The organism is Ruegeria sp. YTSA075 (assembly GCF_059610245.1).
This window is the reverse complement of sequence record NZ_JBXWNG010000013.1, coordinates 57,722-75,322: the sequence shown is the minus strand read 5'-3', so window position 1 is coordinate 75,322 and position 17,601 is coordinate 57,722. Positions and strand designations below refer to the sequence as shown.

The window sequence follows — 17,601 nt, the reverse complement described above, 5'->3', positions numbered from 1 at the left end:
CGTCTCAACCGTCTCTCCGGCCAGTCTCCGCCGTCGCCAGCGTCCCAACAACAACCTCAGCGCCGCCGGTGAAGGGGGTTCTAAGCATAACAAACATAAGCCGCAAGCAGAAAATTACATCTTGGCGCATTTTTTTGCAGATTCAGAAATAATCGATATATATCAGGCGGTTAGATGCAATTCTTGCACTGCGATAGTGGATTTTCCCATGGTCATGGCGCCTCGAATCTCAAACGATTCATTTATTGGTCAATGGCTTACCACAACATATTGGGGCTTAGCGGTTTCTGAGCGCAATGCGATGCGACTCGATACATTGAGTCGAACCGCTCTGGGTCACCGATTCATGGCAGATTCCTCTTAATGAGACCGGCCTAATCCAACGAATACGAGATATACTCTACCAAACCTCTTAGACCGGTTGCTATCTGAACAGACCTTGCGCAATTGCATCTGATACGATCTGCTCCTGACCGAGCAGGTACAATTCAACACGTGGCGTATATGACCCCCACCCTTTCTCATCCAATGGTAGGCAATGTTGGCTTTGACGGTGTGCTGGTCACCTTTGCAGAAACCATGTCAGATCCCACAAACCGTGCAGCCCTGTCGTTCCGAGCCGAGGTTGACCGGCTGGGACTGGATGGGGTGTTGGAGACATCTGCTACGCTTGGGTCCACTTATCTTCGGTTTGATCCAGCTCGCGTGACCCACGCGGATTTGGCAGGCACCCTCAAAGAGCTTCTGAAGACAAGAGACTGGTACACAACCCCCCTCCCCTCCGGTCGAAAGCTATGGCGGGTGCCAACCGTCTATGGCACGGACCTTGCCCCGCAACTAGAGGATGCGGCAAAAGAGGCCGGTTTGAGCCCTGCCGAAGCGGTGCGGCGGCTGAGTCAGTCTAAGGTACGTGTTTTGACAATCGGGTTCGCGCCGGGCCAGCCCTATCTTGGGCCACTTGGGCCCGAGTTCAACATCCCAAGACTGCAAGACTTGACACCGATGGTCCCAGAAGGCGCCCTGGTGCTGGCCATATCACAATTTGTTCTGTTCTCCGGCCCCACACCGACCGGATGGCGACATATCGGACAGACGGCCTTTCGTTGTTTTCAGCCCGGCATGGCAGAGGCATTCACGCTAACACCCGGAGATGAGTTACTGTTTGAACCGATATCGCGCGATGAATTGGAGAGCATTCGCGCCAATAATGACGACGGGCTTGGTGGCGCAATCTGCCAAGAGATCACGTCATGAGCCTGATCGTCCGACACATCGGCCCGGCCTGCACCATTCAGGATCAAGGGCGCGTGGGGTATCTGGACCAGGGGCTTTCGCGATCCGGGGCGGCTGACATATTGGCGCTGCATGAAGGGGCCGCGTTATTGGGTCAAAGCCCAGACTTTGCGGCCTTGGAAATGGCGGGCATGGGTGGCGAATTCGAAGCAACCCAACCCGTGCGGATTGCTCTGACCGGTGCGCCCATGCAGGCCAGTATCGACGGGTCCGCGATTGTCTGGAATGCGTCCCACCATCTGGAACTGGGGCAACGCCTGACGATTGGAGCTATATTAAAGGGCAGTTATGGGTACCTGCATCTGGGAGGTGGGATCGACACTGAGATGTTTCTCGGCTCTCGCTCAACTCATCTGACAGCCAAGATCGGTCGCGCGGTCGCGGCAGGCGATACCCTGCCTGCCGGACCAGACTCGGGCGAGACCGGATTCGAGCTGCCCCCTGCTGATCGGTTTGACGGCGGTGCCGTGCGCGTTGTTGCCAGCTTTCAAACCCCACTCTTTGATCCAGACACCCTGACCCGGTTTATTCAAACCGAATTCAAACGAGGCCCCCGTGCCAACCGCATGGGAATGCAATTGGAAAGCGATGGCGATGGTTTTGCTGCCAAAGATCAGCTCAACATCCTGTCCGAGGTCATAACCCCTGGCGATATCCAGATGACCGGCACCGGCAACCCGTTCATCCTGCTGCCTGAATGCCAGACGACCGGCGGTTACCCTCGGATCGCTACTGTTGTACCTTGCGACATGCCACGGGCAGCGCAAACTCCAGCGGGCGGGAAGATCCAGTTTGAGTTTGTGACACTGGATCAGGCAATGGAGCTGGATGCGGCCTTTCGGTCCGATTTGGTTCGATTGCCGGGGCGTATCGAACCGCTTATCCGTGACCCGCATGACATTCCGGATTTGTTGTCCTACCAATTGATCGGCGGAGTGATCTCTGCCACCGACTAAGGAGACCTTCTAATGCCGAGCGTGGATCTGAATGCCGATATGGGCGAGAGCTTTGGCCCATGGAACATGGGTGATGATGAAAGCCTGCTAAAGATCATCACCTCGGCCAACATCGCTTGCGGGTTTCATGCAGGCGACTGGAACGTGATGGCCAAGACGATGACATTGGCCGCCGAAAACGGTGTGGGCATCGGCGCGCATCCGGGCTTTCCCGATCTTCAGGGCTTTGGCCGCCGCAATATGAAGTTGCCTCATGACAGCTTGCGCAATCTGGTGCGCTATCAGTTGGGCGCGGCGATGGGTATGGCGGCTGCGGTTGGTACCAAGGTGCGGCACCTGAAACTACACGGTGCGCTTGCCAATATGTGCTCGGTCGACATCGATATGGCGCGAGCCTGTTATCAAGGTGCACTGGATGTCGATCCGGACATCATGATCATGGTGCTGGCGGTCACGAAACAGGAAGAGGCTGTACGGGAGCTTGGCTGCAAATGGGTCGGCGAGATTTTTGCAGACCGCGCCTATAATGACGACGGCACTCTGGTCGATCGCAACCTGCCCGGCGCGGTGATCCATGATGCGCAGATTGCGGGACCGCGCATCCTGAACATGGTCCGCGAAGGCGCTATCATCACCGAATCCGGCAAACGTCTGGAGACGTCTATCGATACCATCTGCTTACATGGCGATGGGCCAACGGCTGTGCAAATCGCCGGCTCGGTCCGTGAGAGCCTTATTGGCGGCGGGGTCGAGGTGACGAAGTTCAACCGCTAAACACCCGATCCTAATACGGGCCCCTTATTGTCTGACTGTTGCTCGAACGCAGATGAGCGCCTAGCATGCATCCAAGTGCATGTTCTGACTATTGTTATTCCAGCTAATTTGGCCCGGCCATTGCGCTTGCAGCCGGATACCCCGCAAGGAGGCGCGCATGTCTTTCGATCTGATGTCTTACGAACCGCGAGGCGACAAGAAGAACTCGGACTTCTTCCATGAATATCTGCCGATGATCTACGAGCGGCGAACCAGCTCGGGCATCGCAGATCAGGTCGGGCCGATGCGGGCGATTGTCATTCAGGTCGAAACCACCGCCCTGTTCGATACGATGCTCGAACTCTATGTCATGACCCCCTATCGACATTCGGCCAGCTATCTGGGGCGGACACATAAGTTCTCGGTCCTGCATGCGCATGCCGACTACCCGGCATTGATCCTGATGGCCCCGCTGAGCGATGGGTTTGAAGACTTCATTCCCCGGATCAACCGCATGTACCCGCTGGCCCGCAAGACCCCACAAACCCGCTATGTCGGAGAGGTTTTCGCCGCGACCGATCTAAGTACACTGACCAAGACGCTCGAAGATCAGAACATCCGCTTTGAGTATACTAGCGATACCGAAAACCCGTTCTACACGCTGGATGGCTTCCGCTTCACCACACCTTCGGATTTCACCTGCAATCGCGTTGGATACTCCACGCTGGATTTTAATGACCCCGACAGCCTTGGCCTTGGGGATCGGGTGCTGCTCAGCGATGTTGAGAAGGCAAGGCTTGAGGAAGCAGCCGCATTCGGAAATGACAGCAATATCGCGCCATTGATGCTGGGTATCGATCACCTTGCCACACGGGTGCTGGCGGGTGAACGAGAAGATGCGATCCTCGAATTTCTGACCATGGTGCCCTACTATTTCTGGGGCGCATACAACATCTTTGACATGAATTCCTCGACCAACGTGAACCGCAACGCCAATGTGGATGACGACAAGAAATCTCCGGCCAAAGTGTTCACCGCAAACAACACGCCATCTTTCGTGAATTCATTTGCGAAGCTACCAATGCCAACCGAAGACTTCGTGCGCAACTTTGGCCGTCGTCTTCATCATATGGCCGTCGAGATTCAGGATGGGGACCACGGCGCGGGCGAGAAGAATGTCGACTTTGTCGTCAATACGCTGAAGGACAAGGGCGTGCCGTTCCTGGCACATGTGGTTGGGGAATGCAAAGACGATCCGAACCTGAAACAGATCTTCTCAAAGCATTCGAAATACACGTTGCTGATCACCGAATATATCGAACGCTGCCACCATTATGATGGATTCTTCACCAAGGATAACGTGGCCGCCCTGACCGCGGCGGCGGGGCAGGATGAACAATATGAACATGGTCACGTGTTCGACTAAGCGCCTGGGATAAAAAAAGGGCTGCGAAACTTCGCAGCCCAGATCCATCAGGAGAGAGAATGCCGGGTCTTATGACGGCCCGATCATGAAACAAGTGACATTGCGCGCCTGAAGGCGGCGGCAGGCCAGATCGGCCTGTTCCCGGGTCATGCCCTGGAACGTCGCCTCGAACCCTTTTGAGCTTTGGCTGACCTTGCGCAGCGTGCCTTCCAGCGTGGTCATTTCCGATAACGCCGTTTTCAGCAGGATCTTCTCGGCCTCATAGCGCGTGGTGTAGCGGCCCACATTCACGCCCCATAGATGCCCGCCAGATGTGGACAGGCGGGTCACAACCTCTTGTTCCGGTTCCGGCTGCTCAGCGGGCTTGGCTTGTGCAACGGTCAAGTTCTCAGGCCGCAATGCGGGGCGCGTATCCGAGTTCTCGACCGGGGGGGCAGTTGGCGCAATGTCGGCCTCTGCGATTGCTGCGGCAATACCGTCCTGGATACGATCCCGGTTCTGGTTCGCGGTTTCAACAACGGCGCTGGCGACCTGTGTGGCAACGGGACGAATAACTGGGCGCAGGCTTGCCTTGGGCGCACCGCTGACAGCTGCCACCTGGGTGGACCCACCAAGACCCGTGTTGCCCGCATAAGTCGGTCGTGCGGGTTTGCGAATAGGCGCACGCGATGGAGCGCGGCGGAAACCCATATCCAACAGCTCTGCAACCTTGGCGTTCCGAGACGCGCCCGACTTGCCACCAAAAACGGTTGCGATGATGCGCTCATCTTTGCGCTTGGCCGAGGCAACGAGGTTGAAACCTGCAGCGCGAGTATATCCCGTCTTGATCCCGTCGGCGCCTTTATAAGCGGCAAGCAGGCGGCGGTTCGTGTTCGGAACCGTCTTGATCCCGGCATGGGTCGATTGACGCGAGAACAGGTTATAGTACTGCGGATAATCATAAAGCAGATGACGCCCTAACGTGGTCATATCGCGTGCGGTAGACAAATGTCCTGCCTCGGTCAAACCATGGGCATTCTTGAAGGTCGTGCGGCTCATCCCCATCGCCTTGGCCGTGCGGGTCATGCGACGCGCAAACGCGGCTTCGGATCCGCTAAGCGCGATACCAATGGCAGTGGCTGCGTCATTGGCCGATTTCACAGCCGCCGCACGGATCAGATACCGAAACGCAATCGTTTGGCCGGAACGCAGCCCTAGCTTCGACGGCGGCTCAGCCGCTGCGGCCTTTGTGATACGGACGGGCGTGTCCAGCGTGATCTCGCCATTCCGAACCGCCTCAAACGCAATATACAGCGTCATCATCTTGGTCAGTGACGCTGGATGCAGCCGAGTATCGGCGTTGCGTGAATGAAGAACTTCGCCAGTTCGGGCATCAATCACCATGGCCGCATAGGGTGCAGCCACAGCTTGGAGTGGCGCAAAAACAAACAGCCACAAGAATGCTATGAGAAATAAGCCCATTCGGGCCGGAACTGTACGCCGAGCCTGCACGATCTTTGCCTCTGTCTGCCTCGCGCCGCCGGGTTTTCCCGGTCGGCTAGTTTTATTCTGCTTAGCTGTAAGGCTAACACAGAGGCCTTTTAAAATAAACCGAAAGCTGCGGTTTTCGCGGTTTCGCTATGGCGTGCGCAGAGCGCTATATCTAGCCAACCCAGACACTCAGAACACTAGATCGGCGACGATCCCGGGGACACCCCAGAACGGCCCGGGAATTTTCTTTGACTGAGGCCGAATAGCAACATCACGAGATTGCGCTAAGCAAGCCACCCAGATCACCCAAATCCCGCAGCTCTCGGAATCTCTTGGCGTCGACCGGGGCATCTGCATGCTCGACCTCCCAAACCAGACCGTGCGGCACGTAAACGCCCCAGCAACCAGCCTGTATCGGAGCCACCACATCGGACCGCATCGAGTTCCCGATCATCATCGCCGCAGTTGGACCATCACCATGGGCCTCAAAGATCGCGCGGTAGGTGTCCGAGGTCTTTTCCGAAACGATCTCAACCGCATCGAACAACTCACCCAGACCTGACTGGGCCAGCTTACGCTCCTGATCAATCAGATCGCCTTTGGTGATCAATACCACGCGATAGGCATTGGCGGCTTCTTCGATGGCTTTTTGCGCATGCGGTAACAGTTCGATGGGATGAGCCAGCATTTCCTGCCCCGTTTCAATCAGTTGACGGATCACCGAGGCGGGAACGCGATCCTCGGTCACTTCAATAGCTGTTTCGATCATCGACAGAACAAAGCCTTTGATACCATAGCCATAGTGCCGGATATTGCGCTTCTCCGCCTCCAGAAGACGCTCCATTAGATGGTCATGTTCGGCATGATCGGACAAAAGCGATGTAAAATGCGCCTGCGTTAGTTGAAAGAACCGTTCGTTGTGCCACAAAGTATCATCAGCATCGAACCCTATGGTGGTGAGTTTTTGCGTCATCCTTAATACGCCTGCTGCCTCTTTCCTCTGACGGGAACGACGTTATATAAGCGCAGAAGTAAACCCAATCCTGAATCGGACAGTTGCGCGCGATGCTGGAAAACCAATGGATGATGTCTGACAAGTCGGACGACGACGGTGATGCGTCCGTTCTGGTCCAGACGCGCCCAAAAACCAAGCGCCCGCCTTTGTACAAGGTGCTGCTGCTGAACGACGATTACACACCGATGGAATTCGTCGTTCACGTGCTGGAGCGGTTCTTTGGCATGACTCATGCGCAAGCGTTCGAGATCATGTTGACCGTGCACAAGAAAGGCGTGGCAGTCGTGGGTGTGTTCAGCCATGAGATTGCGGAGACAAAAGTGGGTCAAGTCATGGACTTTGCCCGCAGGCACCAGCATCCTTTGCAATGCACTATGGAACGTGAAGAGTAAGCCCCGCGCTGCTGTTCGACATATTCGGCCATGTCCCCTCGCCTAGACCTTGCCCTGCAAAGCGGTTTGACGCTGTCACAGCCGCTGACCATATTTGGCCCGACGCCAGATGATGATTTGTCGAAGCTGCCTCGTGAATCGCAGATCGTGCAGCCCTTCAAACCGTTTCATGATCATTTTGCAGCGCTTGGTTTCACAGCCGCGCCCAAGGCCAACAGGCCCTGTCAGGATGCAATTGTTCACCTGCCCCGTGCCAAGGCACTGGCGCGTGCATTGGTCCATTGCGCCTGCACGCAAGCCACTGGCGTGGTTGTTGTTGATGGTACAAAGACCAACGGTATAGACAGCCTGTTGAAGGACATACGCAAACGCGTGGCCGTTGACGGCCCTCTGTCCAAAGCGCATGGCAAGATATTCTGGTTTCAGTCTGATCCCGCAGCGTTTGCGGATTGGGCCGCGCCGGACACTCAGAGTGTCGATGGATATCAAACTGCGCCCGGCGTGTTCTCGGCAGATGGTATTGACCCCGCCTCGGCACTGTTGATGCAAAGCCTGCCTGCCAAACTGGGACCGCGCGTCGCGGACCTTGGCGCCGGATGGGGGTATCTTTCCGCCGAGCTTTTGAAGCGCGATAAAATCAAAACACTGGACCTTGTCGAAGCGGATCACACCGCGCTGAACTGCGCACGGGTCAATGTGAAAGATGAACGCGCCGCGTTCCACTGGGCCGATGCGATTACATGGGTGGCCTCCGATCCAAGGGACACGATCATCATGAACCCGCCGTTTCATACGTCGCGCAGCGCGGACCCCGCCCTTGGTCAGGGCTTCATCGCCTCTGCTGCTCGCAACCTGACCCGCATTGGCGATCTATGGATGGTTGCCAATCGCCACCTGCCTTATGAGGCCGCATTGACCGAGCATTTCATCAATGCTGATGAAGTCGCCGGAGACAATCGGTTCAAGGTGTTCCATGCCTCTCGCCCTCGACGTTGAGGCCCGTTAACCTGCCCACCAAATCAGGAGGATTCGGATGTCCTTTTCCATAGCTGGCAAGACAGCAATCGTGACAGGCGGAGCCAACGGGATCGGGTTGGCCATCGGCCGCCATTTCGCCGATGCCGGTGCCAATGTTGTCTTTGCAGACATGGACGAAAAGCGCCTTGTCGAAGAACTGGGCGAACAGGCAGATGGCAGCAATATTCGATATTTCGCGGGCGATCTGCGCGAAAAGCTGACCATTGCGAACCTGCTGTCAGCCACTTTGGACGCGTTCGATCAGGTTGACATTCTGATCAACGGCGCGCGTCAGGTGATCCCGTCAGATCCGCTGGACCCTGAGGATGATTCCGTTCGCACGTTGCTGAATCAAAACCTGATGCCCGCATTGCGGTTGAGTCAGCTGGTTGCCAAACGCATGATCAAACAATCCGAGAACGAGGGGGAAGAGAACCCGGCCGGCTCTATCATCAATCTGTCGTCCATCGCGGCCCGAAGGACACACCCAGATCTAATGGCCTATTCGGTTTCGACGGCAGCGCTGGACCAAATGACACGGTCGTTGGCTGTCGCACTGGCCCCCCACCGGATTCGTGTAAACTCAATCGCGCTGGGATCGGTAATGAGCGCCTCGTTGCAATCAACACTCAAGGAAAATCGCGATTTCCGCGACGATATCGAAAAGCACACGCCCTTGGCCCGCATCGCCGCTCCAACCGAACTGACCGAGACCGCCCAGTTCCTGACTTCCGACGCGGCGGGCTTTATCACGGGTCAAATCCTGACAATCGACGGGGGCCGGACCCTGCTTGACCCGGTCGCAGCCCCAGCCCATTAACACACCATGTTCGAAACAGAAAAATCCACCGCCTCCACCTGGTTCCGTCAATTGCGCGATGACATCGCCGCCGCGTTCGAATCCCTAGAAGACAGCCACGACACAGGCCCGTTCTCGGATGCTCAGCCAGGCCAGTTCGAGGTCAAGGAAACCAGGCGCCAGTCCGAGGATGGCTCCGACGCCGGTGGCGGCCTGATGTCCGTGATGCGCGGCGGCCGCGTGTTTGAGAAGGTGGGCGTAAACGTCTCAACCGTGTACGGTACTTTAGGTGAACGCGCCCAACAGGCCATGGCCGCGCGCAAGGGCATCCCCGGCATGAGAGACGATCCGCGATTTTGGGCTTCGGGCATCAGTCTGGTTGCGCATATGCAGAACCCGCATGTTCCTGCGGTCCATATGAACACACGCATGTTCTGGACCCCTCATGCCTGGTGGTTTGGCGGTGGGTCTGACCTGAACCCCTGCATCGAATATGATGAAGATACTGCGCATTTTCACGCGACCCAAAAGGCGCATCTGGACCCACATGGCACTGAACACTATCCGCGGCTGAAAGACTGGGCGGATGAGTATTTCTATATCCCTCACCGAAAACGTGCCAGGGGCGTTGGGGGCATCTTCATGGATGACCACTGCACCGGGGATTGGAACACCGATTTCGCACTGACACAGGATATTGGCCGCGCGTTCCTACCTGCCTTTGTCCCGTTGGTTGAAAAGCGTCGGGTTCAGGCCTTTGGGGATACAGAAAAGAACACTCAGCTGGTGCATCGCGGTCTCTATGCCGAATACAATCTGGTCTATGATCGCGGCACGAAATTTGGCCTTGAAACAGGCCACGATCCGGATGCCGTCTTGATGAGCTTACCGCCGTTGGCGAAATGGGTTTGACCTTCAAAAGCCAAAGTCGATGAAGTTGTCGTAGCAGTAGTTCTGTGCTGATGAGGCGGACATGTTCTCGCCCACGCGCTTAACCGTAATCGAGTATCCCGGGTTCGTATCCGCGCCGGGCGGTGGCGTCAGCGAGAACTGGACCGTTCGGACACCCGGCTCATAGGCTTTGGAAATGTATATCTTCTGGTTATTCGCCACACCTAAAGTGCGCAGCGCATAATCCCCGATCCCGCACCAATAGTTGACCGGCGCTGACGAACCGATTGCTTTGACCTCATATGTTCCGTCTTTCAGAGGTGTAATTTCCGTCCGAAACTGCGGGGTGACATTCAATCCAAATCCAACGGCCCCTGCCAATGTCGGGGCGATAAGCATCGCGCCAAGCGCACATATTCTGAACAGTGACATAGCGGACGCTCCTAACCAGAACCGGTGTCTGTTCCTAAAAATAGATATTCGAAGGCTCGAGTAAAGCCGACCAACAGCGATGTGACCCTTTGTGTGATGCCGCTTGGGCCGCATCACACGATGCGCCCCCCAACATCTTGCGGCGCCAAGGCCACAGTCTTGATCACCGCATAACACGTCGATCCGGTCTGCAAATCCAATGCGTTGACAGAACGTCGTGTCACCCGCGCCAGAACAACTCCGGCAGGTGTTTTAACCGATACAATCGCCCCTGGGCCATCACCTGACCGGATGGTTTCAACCTGACCACTGAGCACATTCAAAGCCGATAGCCCCTGTGGTGGCTGGTTAGATAGGATGACCTCTTGCGCCGGGATACGGATACGCAGGCTCTCACCCTCTTTATGCGCGATGCGGGGCAGGAACAGGCGCTCCCCACCGGCATCCAGCTCGGTTAACCCATCCGCGTGATGTTCTTTGACCCGCACCTGCAAAACCGCACCGATTGCGCGCACGCCAGCAGGTGCAACAGATGGATCAGACAGAACATCCGAGGCCGGGCCGTGACCTGAAACCTTACCATCTTGTATAGCGACGACCGAGGTCGCAAGCCGAGCCACTTCGGCCGCAGAATGCGTGACGTAAAGGATCGGAACCGAAACCTCATCCCTAAGCCGTTCGAAATAGGGCAATATCTCGGCCTTTCGAGCGTCATCCAGCGCCGCCAAGGGTTCATCCGCAAGGATCAGGCGGGGGCTGGCCAGTAAGGCGCGCCCAATGGCTACCCGCTGTTTTTCCCCCCCGGACAACATGGCAGGGCGGCGATTCAGCAAATGCCCGATACCCAGCATCTCGACAATCCGGTCTGGGTTCTCCTGCCGCGCGTCTCGCGGCGCAAACCAGCGGCCGTAGGACAAGTTCTGTCGTACGGTTAGGTGCGGGAACAGTCTCCCTTCCTGAAAGATATAGCCCAGGCGACGCTTATGGGGCGACAACCAGTACTTTGCCTGAGTGTCAAAGAGAACCCAGTCATCCACGGCCACCCGCCCGGCATCGGGCCGCAAAAGGCCTGCCACTGCATTCACAACCGTGGTTTTCCCGGCCCCCGAACGGCCAAACAGAACAGTTACTCCCGAGGGCGCATCAAAGGTCAGATCAAGATCGATCCCCGGCAAATGGTGTTTCAGGCGCACGGATAAGCTCATGACCCGGCCACCCTGGCCGCCGCACGGCGCCCGACATATTCAGACAGAAGCAAAGCGCCCATGGCAATGATGATCGAAATGACGACCAGTCGGGTGGCCGCCGCTTCGCCATCCGGGACTTGCAGGAAGGCATAGACAGCCGATGGCAATGTCTGGGTCTGCCCGGGAATATTGGAAACGAATGTAATGGTTGCCCCGAACTCTCCCATCGCTTTGGCAAAGGCCAGAATCGATCCAGCAATGACGCCCGGCAGGATCAGGGGCAGCGTCACGGTGGCAAACACCATTATCCGCGATGCCCCGAGGGTCGATCCCGCTTGTTCCAACTTCGGATCCACCGCCTCAATCGACAGTCGAATGGCGCGAACCATCAGTGGAAACGCCATGATCCCCGCCGCCAGCGCAGCGCCGGTCCACCGAAAAGCGACAACGATCCCGAACTCGGACAGAAACCGCCCCATGGGACCCTGAATGCCGAATGTCAGCAGCAGCAAGTACCCGGTGACAACAGGTGGCAAAATCAACGGTAAATGGACCAACCCGTTTAACAGCTGACGCCCTGGAAACTGCCACCGCGCCAGTGCGTAGGCCACGAAGATCCCAAAGGGTAGAGTCGCCAGCGTCGCCCACAAGGACACCCGCAACGACAGCCGAAGTGCTTCCCATTCAGCGGGGCCGAGCCACTCCATACCCATCACCGAACCGGCAGGGAAAAACCCTGCTTCAAAAAAACATTCGTAGCGTCTTCGGATTGCAGAAAGTCCAGAAAAAACGCTGCGCCAGGTGTCGAAACCTGCATCAGGGCAGCAGGGTAGAGAATTGGCGGATGTGTACTCTCCGGGATCGGCGCCACAACACCGACCCGAGGATCTGCAACCGCGTCCGAGCGATAGACAATCCCCAATGGCGCGGCCCCAGTTGCCACAAGCGCAAGTGCCGCGCGCACATTATCCGTCTGTGCCACCCGCCCCTGAACCGCACCCCAAAGCCCGAGATTTTCCAGCGCGGACTTGCCATAGATCCCCGCAGGCACCGCATCGACCAGCGCCATGGCCAGGTAACCGCCAGCCAGCTCAGTCACGATATCATAGTTCGGTCCAATTTGTACGACGGTTGGCCGATCTGCCGACCCGACCAGAACCAAGCCATTGTTCAGCAAATCCACACGCGAAGCCGGATCAATCAGTCCTTGATCTTGCAGCAAATCCATCCAGTCGGAATTTGCCGAAATGAAAATATCCGCAGGTGCACCCGCCTGTATCTGGCGGGCCAGAACGGATGAAGCCGCATAGGAGACCGTGATGCTCACCCCGGTTTGCGTATTGTAGATAGATGCAAGCTCATCCAGCGCCGTTTTCAGGCTGGCCGCAGCAAATACCAAAACACCTTCGGCCCCGGCCCGGATCGGGGCCAGAATGAGCGTAGCCAATACCAAAACCGCCAAAACCGCACGGCGGACCGTTAAAAAATCCATCCAAACTCCGGGCCGGGAAACTGCCGTCGGCTTCTGGAATATCGGAGGCAATGGGTCACCCGCAAGCATGTTTCCCGCCATCAGTTGGTGTTTGTGATATCTGTTGTGCCTCGCTTGCAAATGTTGGTGCCTGCCCGCCGACCTCAGGCCCGGCCTGCGGAACAGGCGGTTTCATAGATCAGGACAAAACAATCCGATAAAATCCACCGAACCCTCTTGCGCCCACCCACAGGCTTGGCTAAATGCAGCGCTACGGGTGATTAGCTCAGTTGGTAGAGCGCTTCGTTTACACCGAAGATGTCGGGAGTTCGAGTCTCTCATCACCCACCATACTATCCCTTTGATACTAAAGAAAACTCTTGCAAATAAGGGCGTTTGTCCGTTTCAAGGTTATAACTTTGGTTACAAAAGGTGTTCCCATGGCAGGCAAGGTAATGCACTTAATCAACCGCAATGGCCGGTATCATGCCCGGCTTGTGGTGCCCAAAGACCTGCGTGGAATCATCGGCAAGACAGAACTCCGCACCCCGTTAGGTGGTGATCGCCGTCAAGCGCTTAAGCTGCTTCCGGGTGCGGTTGCTCAGCTTCAACACCAGATCGCCACAGCAGAACAGCAAGCCAATCCTAACCAACCGCCAAACACACCGGCCCGCTACCCACTGGCACCGGGTCAGATTGCGCACAGCCATTATCACCAGCGCATGGCATTTGATGATCAGCTTAGAAATGATCCGCGCTACTCTGCTGTTGGCATAGATGACCTGTTGGTTGACCGCCTACGCACTGCCGCAGCTGGGAGCGCGAACGACGCAGAAATGGGCGAACTGGTCGGCGCGCAGATCGAACGCTTCCGGGCTAGTGGCAATCTGGATGCAGCTCCGGGCAGCACCGAATGGCGCGCGATAGCACGTGCCCTTTGCCAAGCAGAACTTGAAGCCCTTGCGCACGCCGCTGAACGCGACGAAGGCGACTTTACGGGCACACCCACTGCGCCAATCATTGTGGATGCACAGCCCCCGGAAAACGCCCCTACTCCAGTCAGTATCAAACAGCTCTGGAAAGACTACGTTGCGCACAGGCAGCAAGCCGGGTTCATGCGGTCTGGCACAGGTCGACAACAGCCGGTTATCGATAAGCTGGTCAAATACCTAAAGCACAACGACGCAACACGAGTAACTAAGAAAAACCTGCTGGCATGGCGTGATCTCCTGATGTGCGACTTGTCGGCCAAGACGGTTAGCGATGTGTATCTCTCAACCATCCGGTCACTGTTTGCGTGGGCAGTCGAGAATGAATTGCTGGATGAGAATCCGGCAGCCAACGTGCGGCAGGCAAAGCCTAAGAAACAGCACACTCGGGAACGTGGATATGTGGACCCCGAGGCAAGCAAGGTCTTGAAGGCGAGCCGATCCTACCAACCCAACGAAGATGAGCGCGGCTATATCAGAGAGAAATCACATCTGGTTGCCGCCAAACGATGGGCACCAATAATATGCGCCTTCACTGGCGCGCGCGTTTCAGAGATTACTCAGATCCGCAAAGAAGACGTGCGCAAGATCGATGGGCATTGGGTTGTTCGGATTACGCCCGACGCCGGTTCGGTTAAGACAGGTGGATATCGTGACGCTCCACTGCACTCCCAGATCATCAGCGAAGGCTTCATTGACTTTGTTGAATCCCATAAACCCGGCCCAATGTTCCACGGCGGCACGAAGCATGAGGATTATTCACGAAAGGCCAAGCGTATAGCTAATCAGCTAGCTGAATGGCTAACCAAGTCCGGGCTGGCGCCAGAAGGGTTGCTGCCCAATCATGCGTGGAGGCACCGTTTCAAAACGCAGTGCCGTGAACTTGGTATCTCAGATCGCGTGGTTGATGCCATCCAAGGGCATGCCGGGAAGACGGCAGGCGACGACTATGGAGATGTAACTCTAGCAGCCAAGATCAATGCGGTGGAACTTTTGCCTTGGTACGAACTGAGTGGGAATTAGGGTTCGCAAATTTTCGAACTGCCCCTTCCGGAAGTTTTTCTAAGGCTTCTCCCGCCGCGCATTCCCATCCAGAACATCGCTATATCAAACACATGCAGCGTGTGTTGCATCACTTCTAAGAGGATAGCGATGACCAAAAAACCGTATGAAGATTCCCGGATGGCGAAATATGTCGAACGTGGTGTGCTCGAATTGAAACCCACCAAGAGTCAGGCTGAGATCGCGGCGCAAGCGGGATACGTCAACCCGAACATGATCACGATGATAAAGCAGGGTAGTTCCAAGGTAGCACTGGATCGAGTCCCGGCTTTGGCGAAAGCTTTGGAATGCGACGCCGCCTACCTTATCGAAGATCCGAAGATGGATATTGCGGGAGGGTCGCAGCATCCGATCTGTGGCGCGGGCAACGGGATTATCGCGGAACACGATCAAGAAGTATCTGAAGGATGCGCGGCCCCCAAGCTACCAACGTCAGGCTCCGCCGGTTCGGCACAAGCTGTGCAATGGGTTTGATCTTCGGCTTCAGGAACTGTTCGAGCAGGATCAGAAGCGTCCACGCCGGGAACGTCGAACAGCGCAGAAGCTCTTTGAGCAGCTCGTGTTGGAAGGCTACACCGGGTCCTATTCGCCGGTTCAGCGTTTTGTCCGCGATCTGAAGCGGGCGGGTGCCGGTTCGGGCGAGGCTTTTATCCCGCTGCATTTTGCTGCTGGTGACGCACTGCAATTTGACTGGAGCGAAGAACGGGTTGTGCTGGGCGGTGTCGAACAGAAGATCAAGGTCGCCCATTTCCGCCTCTGCCACAGCCGCAAGCCCTTTGTCGTGGCCTATCCAGGCGAAGCCCAGGAGATGGTGCTGGATGCGTTTGCACAGGCGCTGTCTTTCTATGGCGGTGTTCCGCGCCGGGTGATCATCGACAATCCCAAAACGATGGTGACCTATGTATCGCGTTCGAAGGACCGGAAATTCCATCCCCGGTTCCTGGCGCTGATGAACCATTATGTGATGGAACCTGTTGCCTGCACCCCCGCCGCAGGCTGGGAGAAGGGACAGGTCGAGAACCAGGTCCAGTTTTTGCGCGGCCGGTTGTTTGTTCCCAAGCCAGCCTTTGATGATCTCGATGCGCTGAACGCCTGGCTACGCCTGCGCTGTGAAGAGCTGGCAAACCGGCCCCATCCCGAGCAATCGGATCGCACGGTTGCCGAAGTGTTCGAAGACGAACGCGTCGCGCTGCGCCCCCTGGGCCGGGCATTTGATGGCTATGTGGAGAAGACCGTTCGTGTCCGCTCCACCTGCCTGGTTCAATATGCCTCCAATCGCTACAGCGTGCCGTCCCACTTTGCAGGACAGCATGTCTCCCTGCGCGCCTATGCGGGCCGGATCGTGCTGGTATCCGGTCAGGATGTCATCGCCGAGCACAAGCGGCGCTTCACCCGCAACGTCAGTTATTTTGAACCCTGGCACTATGTTCCCTTGCTGGATCGCAAGCCCGGCGCTCTGCGCGATGGTGCCCCATTCGTGGGCTGGCAAAGGTGGGGATCGGGAGTTCGTCGATCTGCTTCTTCTGGCCCAGGATCACGGGATCGAGGTGGTCGAGACGGCTTGCGAACTGGCGGTGGAACAAAACACCCTGCGCCTTCCCGCCATCATCAACCTGATCAACCAGTTGGTGGAGCCGGTCCTCACGCCGCTCAGCGACACCTATACCTACCCGCAGCTGACGATGCGGCCCGAGGCCGATTGCAAGCGCTATGAGACATTGTGCTCGGCTGAGGAGGCTGCCGCATGAACGCCCTCATCGACCAACTGACCGCCCTTCGCTTACATGGAATGGCAGCTTGCGCCCATGATTTGCTGTCCGCGCGCAAGCCACCAAGTCTGACCACAGCGATAAAGCAACTGATCGACGCCGAGACTGTAGAACGCCGGGTGCGCTCCATCCAGTATCAAATGCGGATCGCGAAGTTCCCCCACCACAAGGACTTCGCCACCTTCGATTACGGCGCGGCGGCCGTCACCCAGAGCCAGATCGAACCGTTCTGCTCAGGCCAGTTCACCGAAGAGGCGCATAACCTCATCCTGGTAGGCGGAACAGGAACCGGCAAAACCCATATCGCCATCGCGCTTGGAACAACGCTGATCAACAACGGCAAGAAGGCCCGCTTCTTTAATGCCGTCGACCTGATCAATGCGCTGATTAAGGAACAGGCCGAAGGCAATGCCGGGAAGATCATTCGGCAACTCTCGGCCCTGGACTGTGTCATCATCGATGAGTTGGGTTACATCCCGTTGGGGGCAGAACCTGCCACAAGGAAACCCAGTAAAGCCTATCCGACGACCAAAGATTGACAACCGCCGAGAGAGACGACTGCAGGAAGGGGAATGGCATGCGTTGTTGGGTGCCGTGAACCAAGCTCGGTCTCCGCTGATGAAACCGCTACTTACGCTTGCTTTAGCGGGGCTTTTGTGGAGGTGTCTGCGAGGAAAAC

The 17,601-nt window shown here is 56.8% G+C and carries 19 protein-coding genes and 1 tRNA gene; 14 read left to right on the top strand and 6 right to left on the bottom strand.

What is annotated here, in order from left to right:
* From AC2FGE_RS18355 to AC2FGE_RS18335, 5 genes are all read left to right on the top strand, one after another.
* The coding region (locus AC2FGE_RS18355; RefSeq protein ID WP_496820720.1) for a hypothetical protein at window positions 1–364 on the top strand (364 nt) is incomplete at its 5' end.
* 140 nt (window positions 365–504) lie between these two features.
* Window positions 505–1,254: a 5-oxoprolinase subunit B family protein gene (locus AC2FGE_RS18350; RefSeq protein WP_496820719.1), complete on the top strand. Its 750-nt coding sequence runs from the start codon at window positions 505–507 to the stop codon at window positions 1,252–1,254.
* On the top strand, window positions 1,251–2,249 hold the full coding sequence (locus AC2FGE_RS18345; protein ID WP_496820718.1) for a 5-oxoprolinase subunit C family protein: 999 nt from the start codon (window positions 1,251–1,253) through the stop codon (window positions 2,247–2,249). Before AC2FGE_RS18350 ends, AC2FGE_RS18345 begins: the two co-directional genes overlap by 4 nt.
* A gap of 12 nt (window positions 2,250–2,261) precedes the next feature.
* The gene (locus AC2FGE_RS18340) at window positions 2,262–3,023 is read left to right on the top strand and encodes a LamB/YcsF family protein (RefSeq protein ID WP_496820717.1); all 762 of its coding nucleotides are present in this window, start codon (window positions 2,262–2,264) and stop codon (window positions 3,021–3,023) included.
* 157 nt (window positions 3,024–3,180) lie between these two features.
* On the top strand, window positions 3,181–4,428 hold the full coding sequence (locus tag AC2FGE_RS18335) for a hypothetical protein (protein ID WP_496820716.1): 1,248 nt from the start codon (window positions 3,181–3,183) through the stop codon (window positions 4,426–4,428).
* A gap of 69 nt (window positions 4,429–4,497) precedes the next feature.
* Here AC2FGE_RS18335 and AC2FGE_RS18330 read toward each other — a convergent pair whose 3' ends face one another.
* Both AC2FGE_RS18330 and AC2FGE_RS18325 read right to left on the bottom strand, forming a co-directional pair.
* Entirely contained in the window at window positions 4,498–5,889 is a 1,392-nt protein-coding gene (locus AC2FGE_RS18330; protein WP_496820715.1) for a D-alanyl-D-alanine carboxypeptidase family protein, read from the bottom strand.
* A gap of 280 nt (window positions 5,890–6,169) precedes the next feature.
* Window positions 6,170–6,871, bottom strand: coding sequence for an HAD family hydrolase (locus AC2FGE_RS18325; RefSeq protein ID WP_496820714.1), 702 nt, complete (start codon window positions 6,869–6,871; stop codon window positions 6,170–6,172).
* A gap of 92 nt (window positions 6,872–6,963) precedes the next feature.
* Between AC2FGE_RS18325 and clpS the strand changes: the two genes are divergently transcribed.
* From clpS to hemF, 4 genes are read left to right on the top strand one after another with little or no spacing between them, the layout of a single operon-like run.
* Window positions 6,964–7,305, top strand: coding sequence for an ATP-dependent Clp protease adapter ClpS (clpS, locus tag AC2FGE_RS18320; protein ID WP_170536540.1), 342 nt, complete (start codon window positions 6,964–6,966; stop codon window positions 7,303–7,305).
* 30 nt (window positions 7,306–7,335) lie between these two features.
* On the top strand, window positions 7,336–8,301 hold the full coding sequence (locus AC2FGE_RS18315) for a class I SAM-dependent methyltransferase (RefSeq protein ID WP_496820713.1): 966 nt from the start codon (window positions 7,336–7,338) through the stop codon (window positions 8,299–8,301).
* 37 nt (window positions 8,302–8,338) lie between these two features.
* Window positions 8,339–9,142: an SDR family NAD(P)-dependent oxidoreductase gene (locus AC2FGE_RS18310; protein ID WP_496820712.1), complete on the top strand. Its 804-nt coding sequence runs from the start codon at window positions 8,339–8,341 to the stop codon at window positions 9,140–9,142.
* Between the two features lie 6 nt (window positions 9,143–9,148).
* Entirely contained in the window at window positions 9,149–10,033 is an 885-nt protein-coding gene (gene hemF / locus AC2FGE_RS18305; RefSeq protein WP_496820711.1) for an oxygen-dependent coproporphyrinogen oxidase, read from the top strand.
* Between the two features lie 3 nt (window positions 10,034–10,036).
* Here hemF and AC2FGE_RS18300 read toward each other — a convergent pair whose 3' ends face one another.
* The 4 genes from AC2FGE_RS18300 to modA all read right to left on the bottom strand — a co-directional run bounded on the left by AC2FGE_RS18300 (window position 10,037) and on the right by modA (window position 13,123).
* A complete protein-coding gene (locus AC2FGE_RS18300; RefSeq protein WP_496820710.1) occupies window positions 10,037–10,444 on the bottom strand; it encodes a hypothetical protein in 408 nt (135 codons plus the stop codon).
* A 113-nt stretch (window positions 10,445–10,557) separates the two neighbouring features.
* Entirely contained in the window at window positions 10,558–11,649 is a 1,092-nt protein-coding gene (modC, locus tag AC2FGE_RS18295; RefSeq protein WP_496820709.1) for a molybdenum ABC transporter ATP-binding protein, read from the bottom strand.
* Window positions 11,646–12,338 carry a molybdate ABC transporter permease subunit gene (modB, locus tag AC2FGE_RS18290; RefSeq protein ID WP_496820708.1) on the bottom strand — a complete coding sequence of 231 codons (693 nt, stop codon included), beginning with the start codon at window positions 12,336–12,338 and terminating at the stop codon, window positions 11,646–11,648. The genes modC and modB overlap by 4 nt, the downstream gene beginning before the upstream one ends.
* Window positions 12,339–12,343: 5 nt before the next feature.
* Entirely contained in the window at window positions 12,344–13,123 is a 780-nt protein-coding gene (gene modA, locus AC2FGE_RS18285; RefSeq protein WP_496820707.1) for a molybdate ABC transporter substrate-binding protein, read from the bottom strand.
* Between the two features lie 254 nt (window positions 13,124–13,377).
* Between modA and AC2FGE_RS18280 the strand changes: the two genes are divergently transcribed.
* The 5 genes from AC2FGE_RS18280 (at window position 13,378) to AC2FGE_RS18260 (ending at window position 17,461) form a co-directional block, all read left to right on the top strand.
* Window positions 13,378–13,453 (top strand) — tRNA-Val (locus tag AC2FGE_RS18280).
* Window positions 13,454–13,557: 104 nt separating this feature from the next.
* Window positions 13,558–15,114, top strand: a complete 1,557-nt coding sequence (locus AC2FGE_RS18275; protein WP_496820706.1) for a DUF6538 domain-containing protein — start codon at window positions 13,558–13,560, stop codon at window positions 15,112–15,114.
* Window positions 15,115–15,243: 129 nt separating this feature from the next.
* Window positions 15,244–15,627, top strand: coding sequence for a helix-turn-helix domain-containing protein (locus tag AC2FGE_RS18270; protein WP_496820705.1), 384 nt, complete (start codon window positions 15,244–15,246; stop codon window positions 15,625–15,627).
* The gene (istA, locus tag AC2FGE_RS18265) at window positions 15,509–16,867 is read left to right on the top strand and encodes an IS21 family transposase (protein WP_496820704.1); all 1,359 of its coding nucleotides are present in this window, start codon (window positions 15,509–15,511) and stop codon (window positions 16,865–16,867) included. Before AC2FGE_RS18270 ends, istA begins: the two co-directional genes overlap by 119 nt.
* 30 nt (window positions 16,868–16,897) lie before the next feature.
* Entirely contained in the window at window positions 16,898–17,461 is a 564-nt protein-coding gene (locus AC2FGE_RS18260; RefSeq protein WP_496820703.1) for an ATP-binding protein, read from the top strand.
* The last annotated feature ends 140 nt before the right edge of the window (window positions 17,462–17,601 follow it).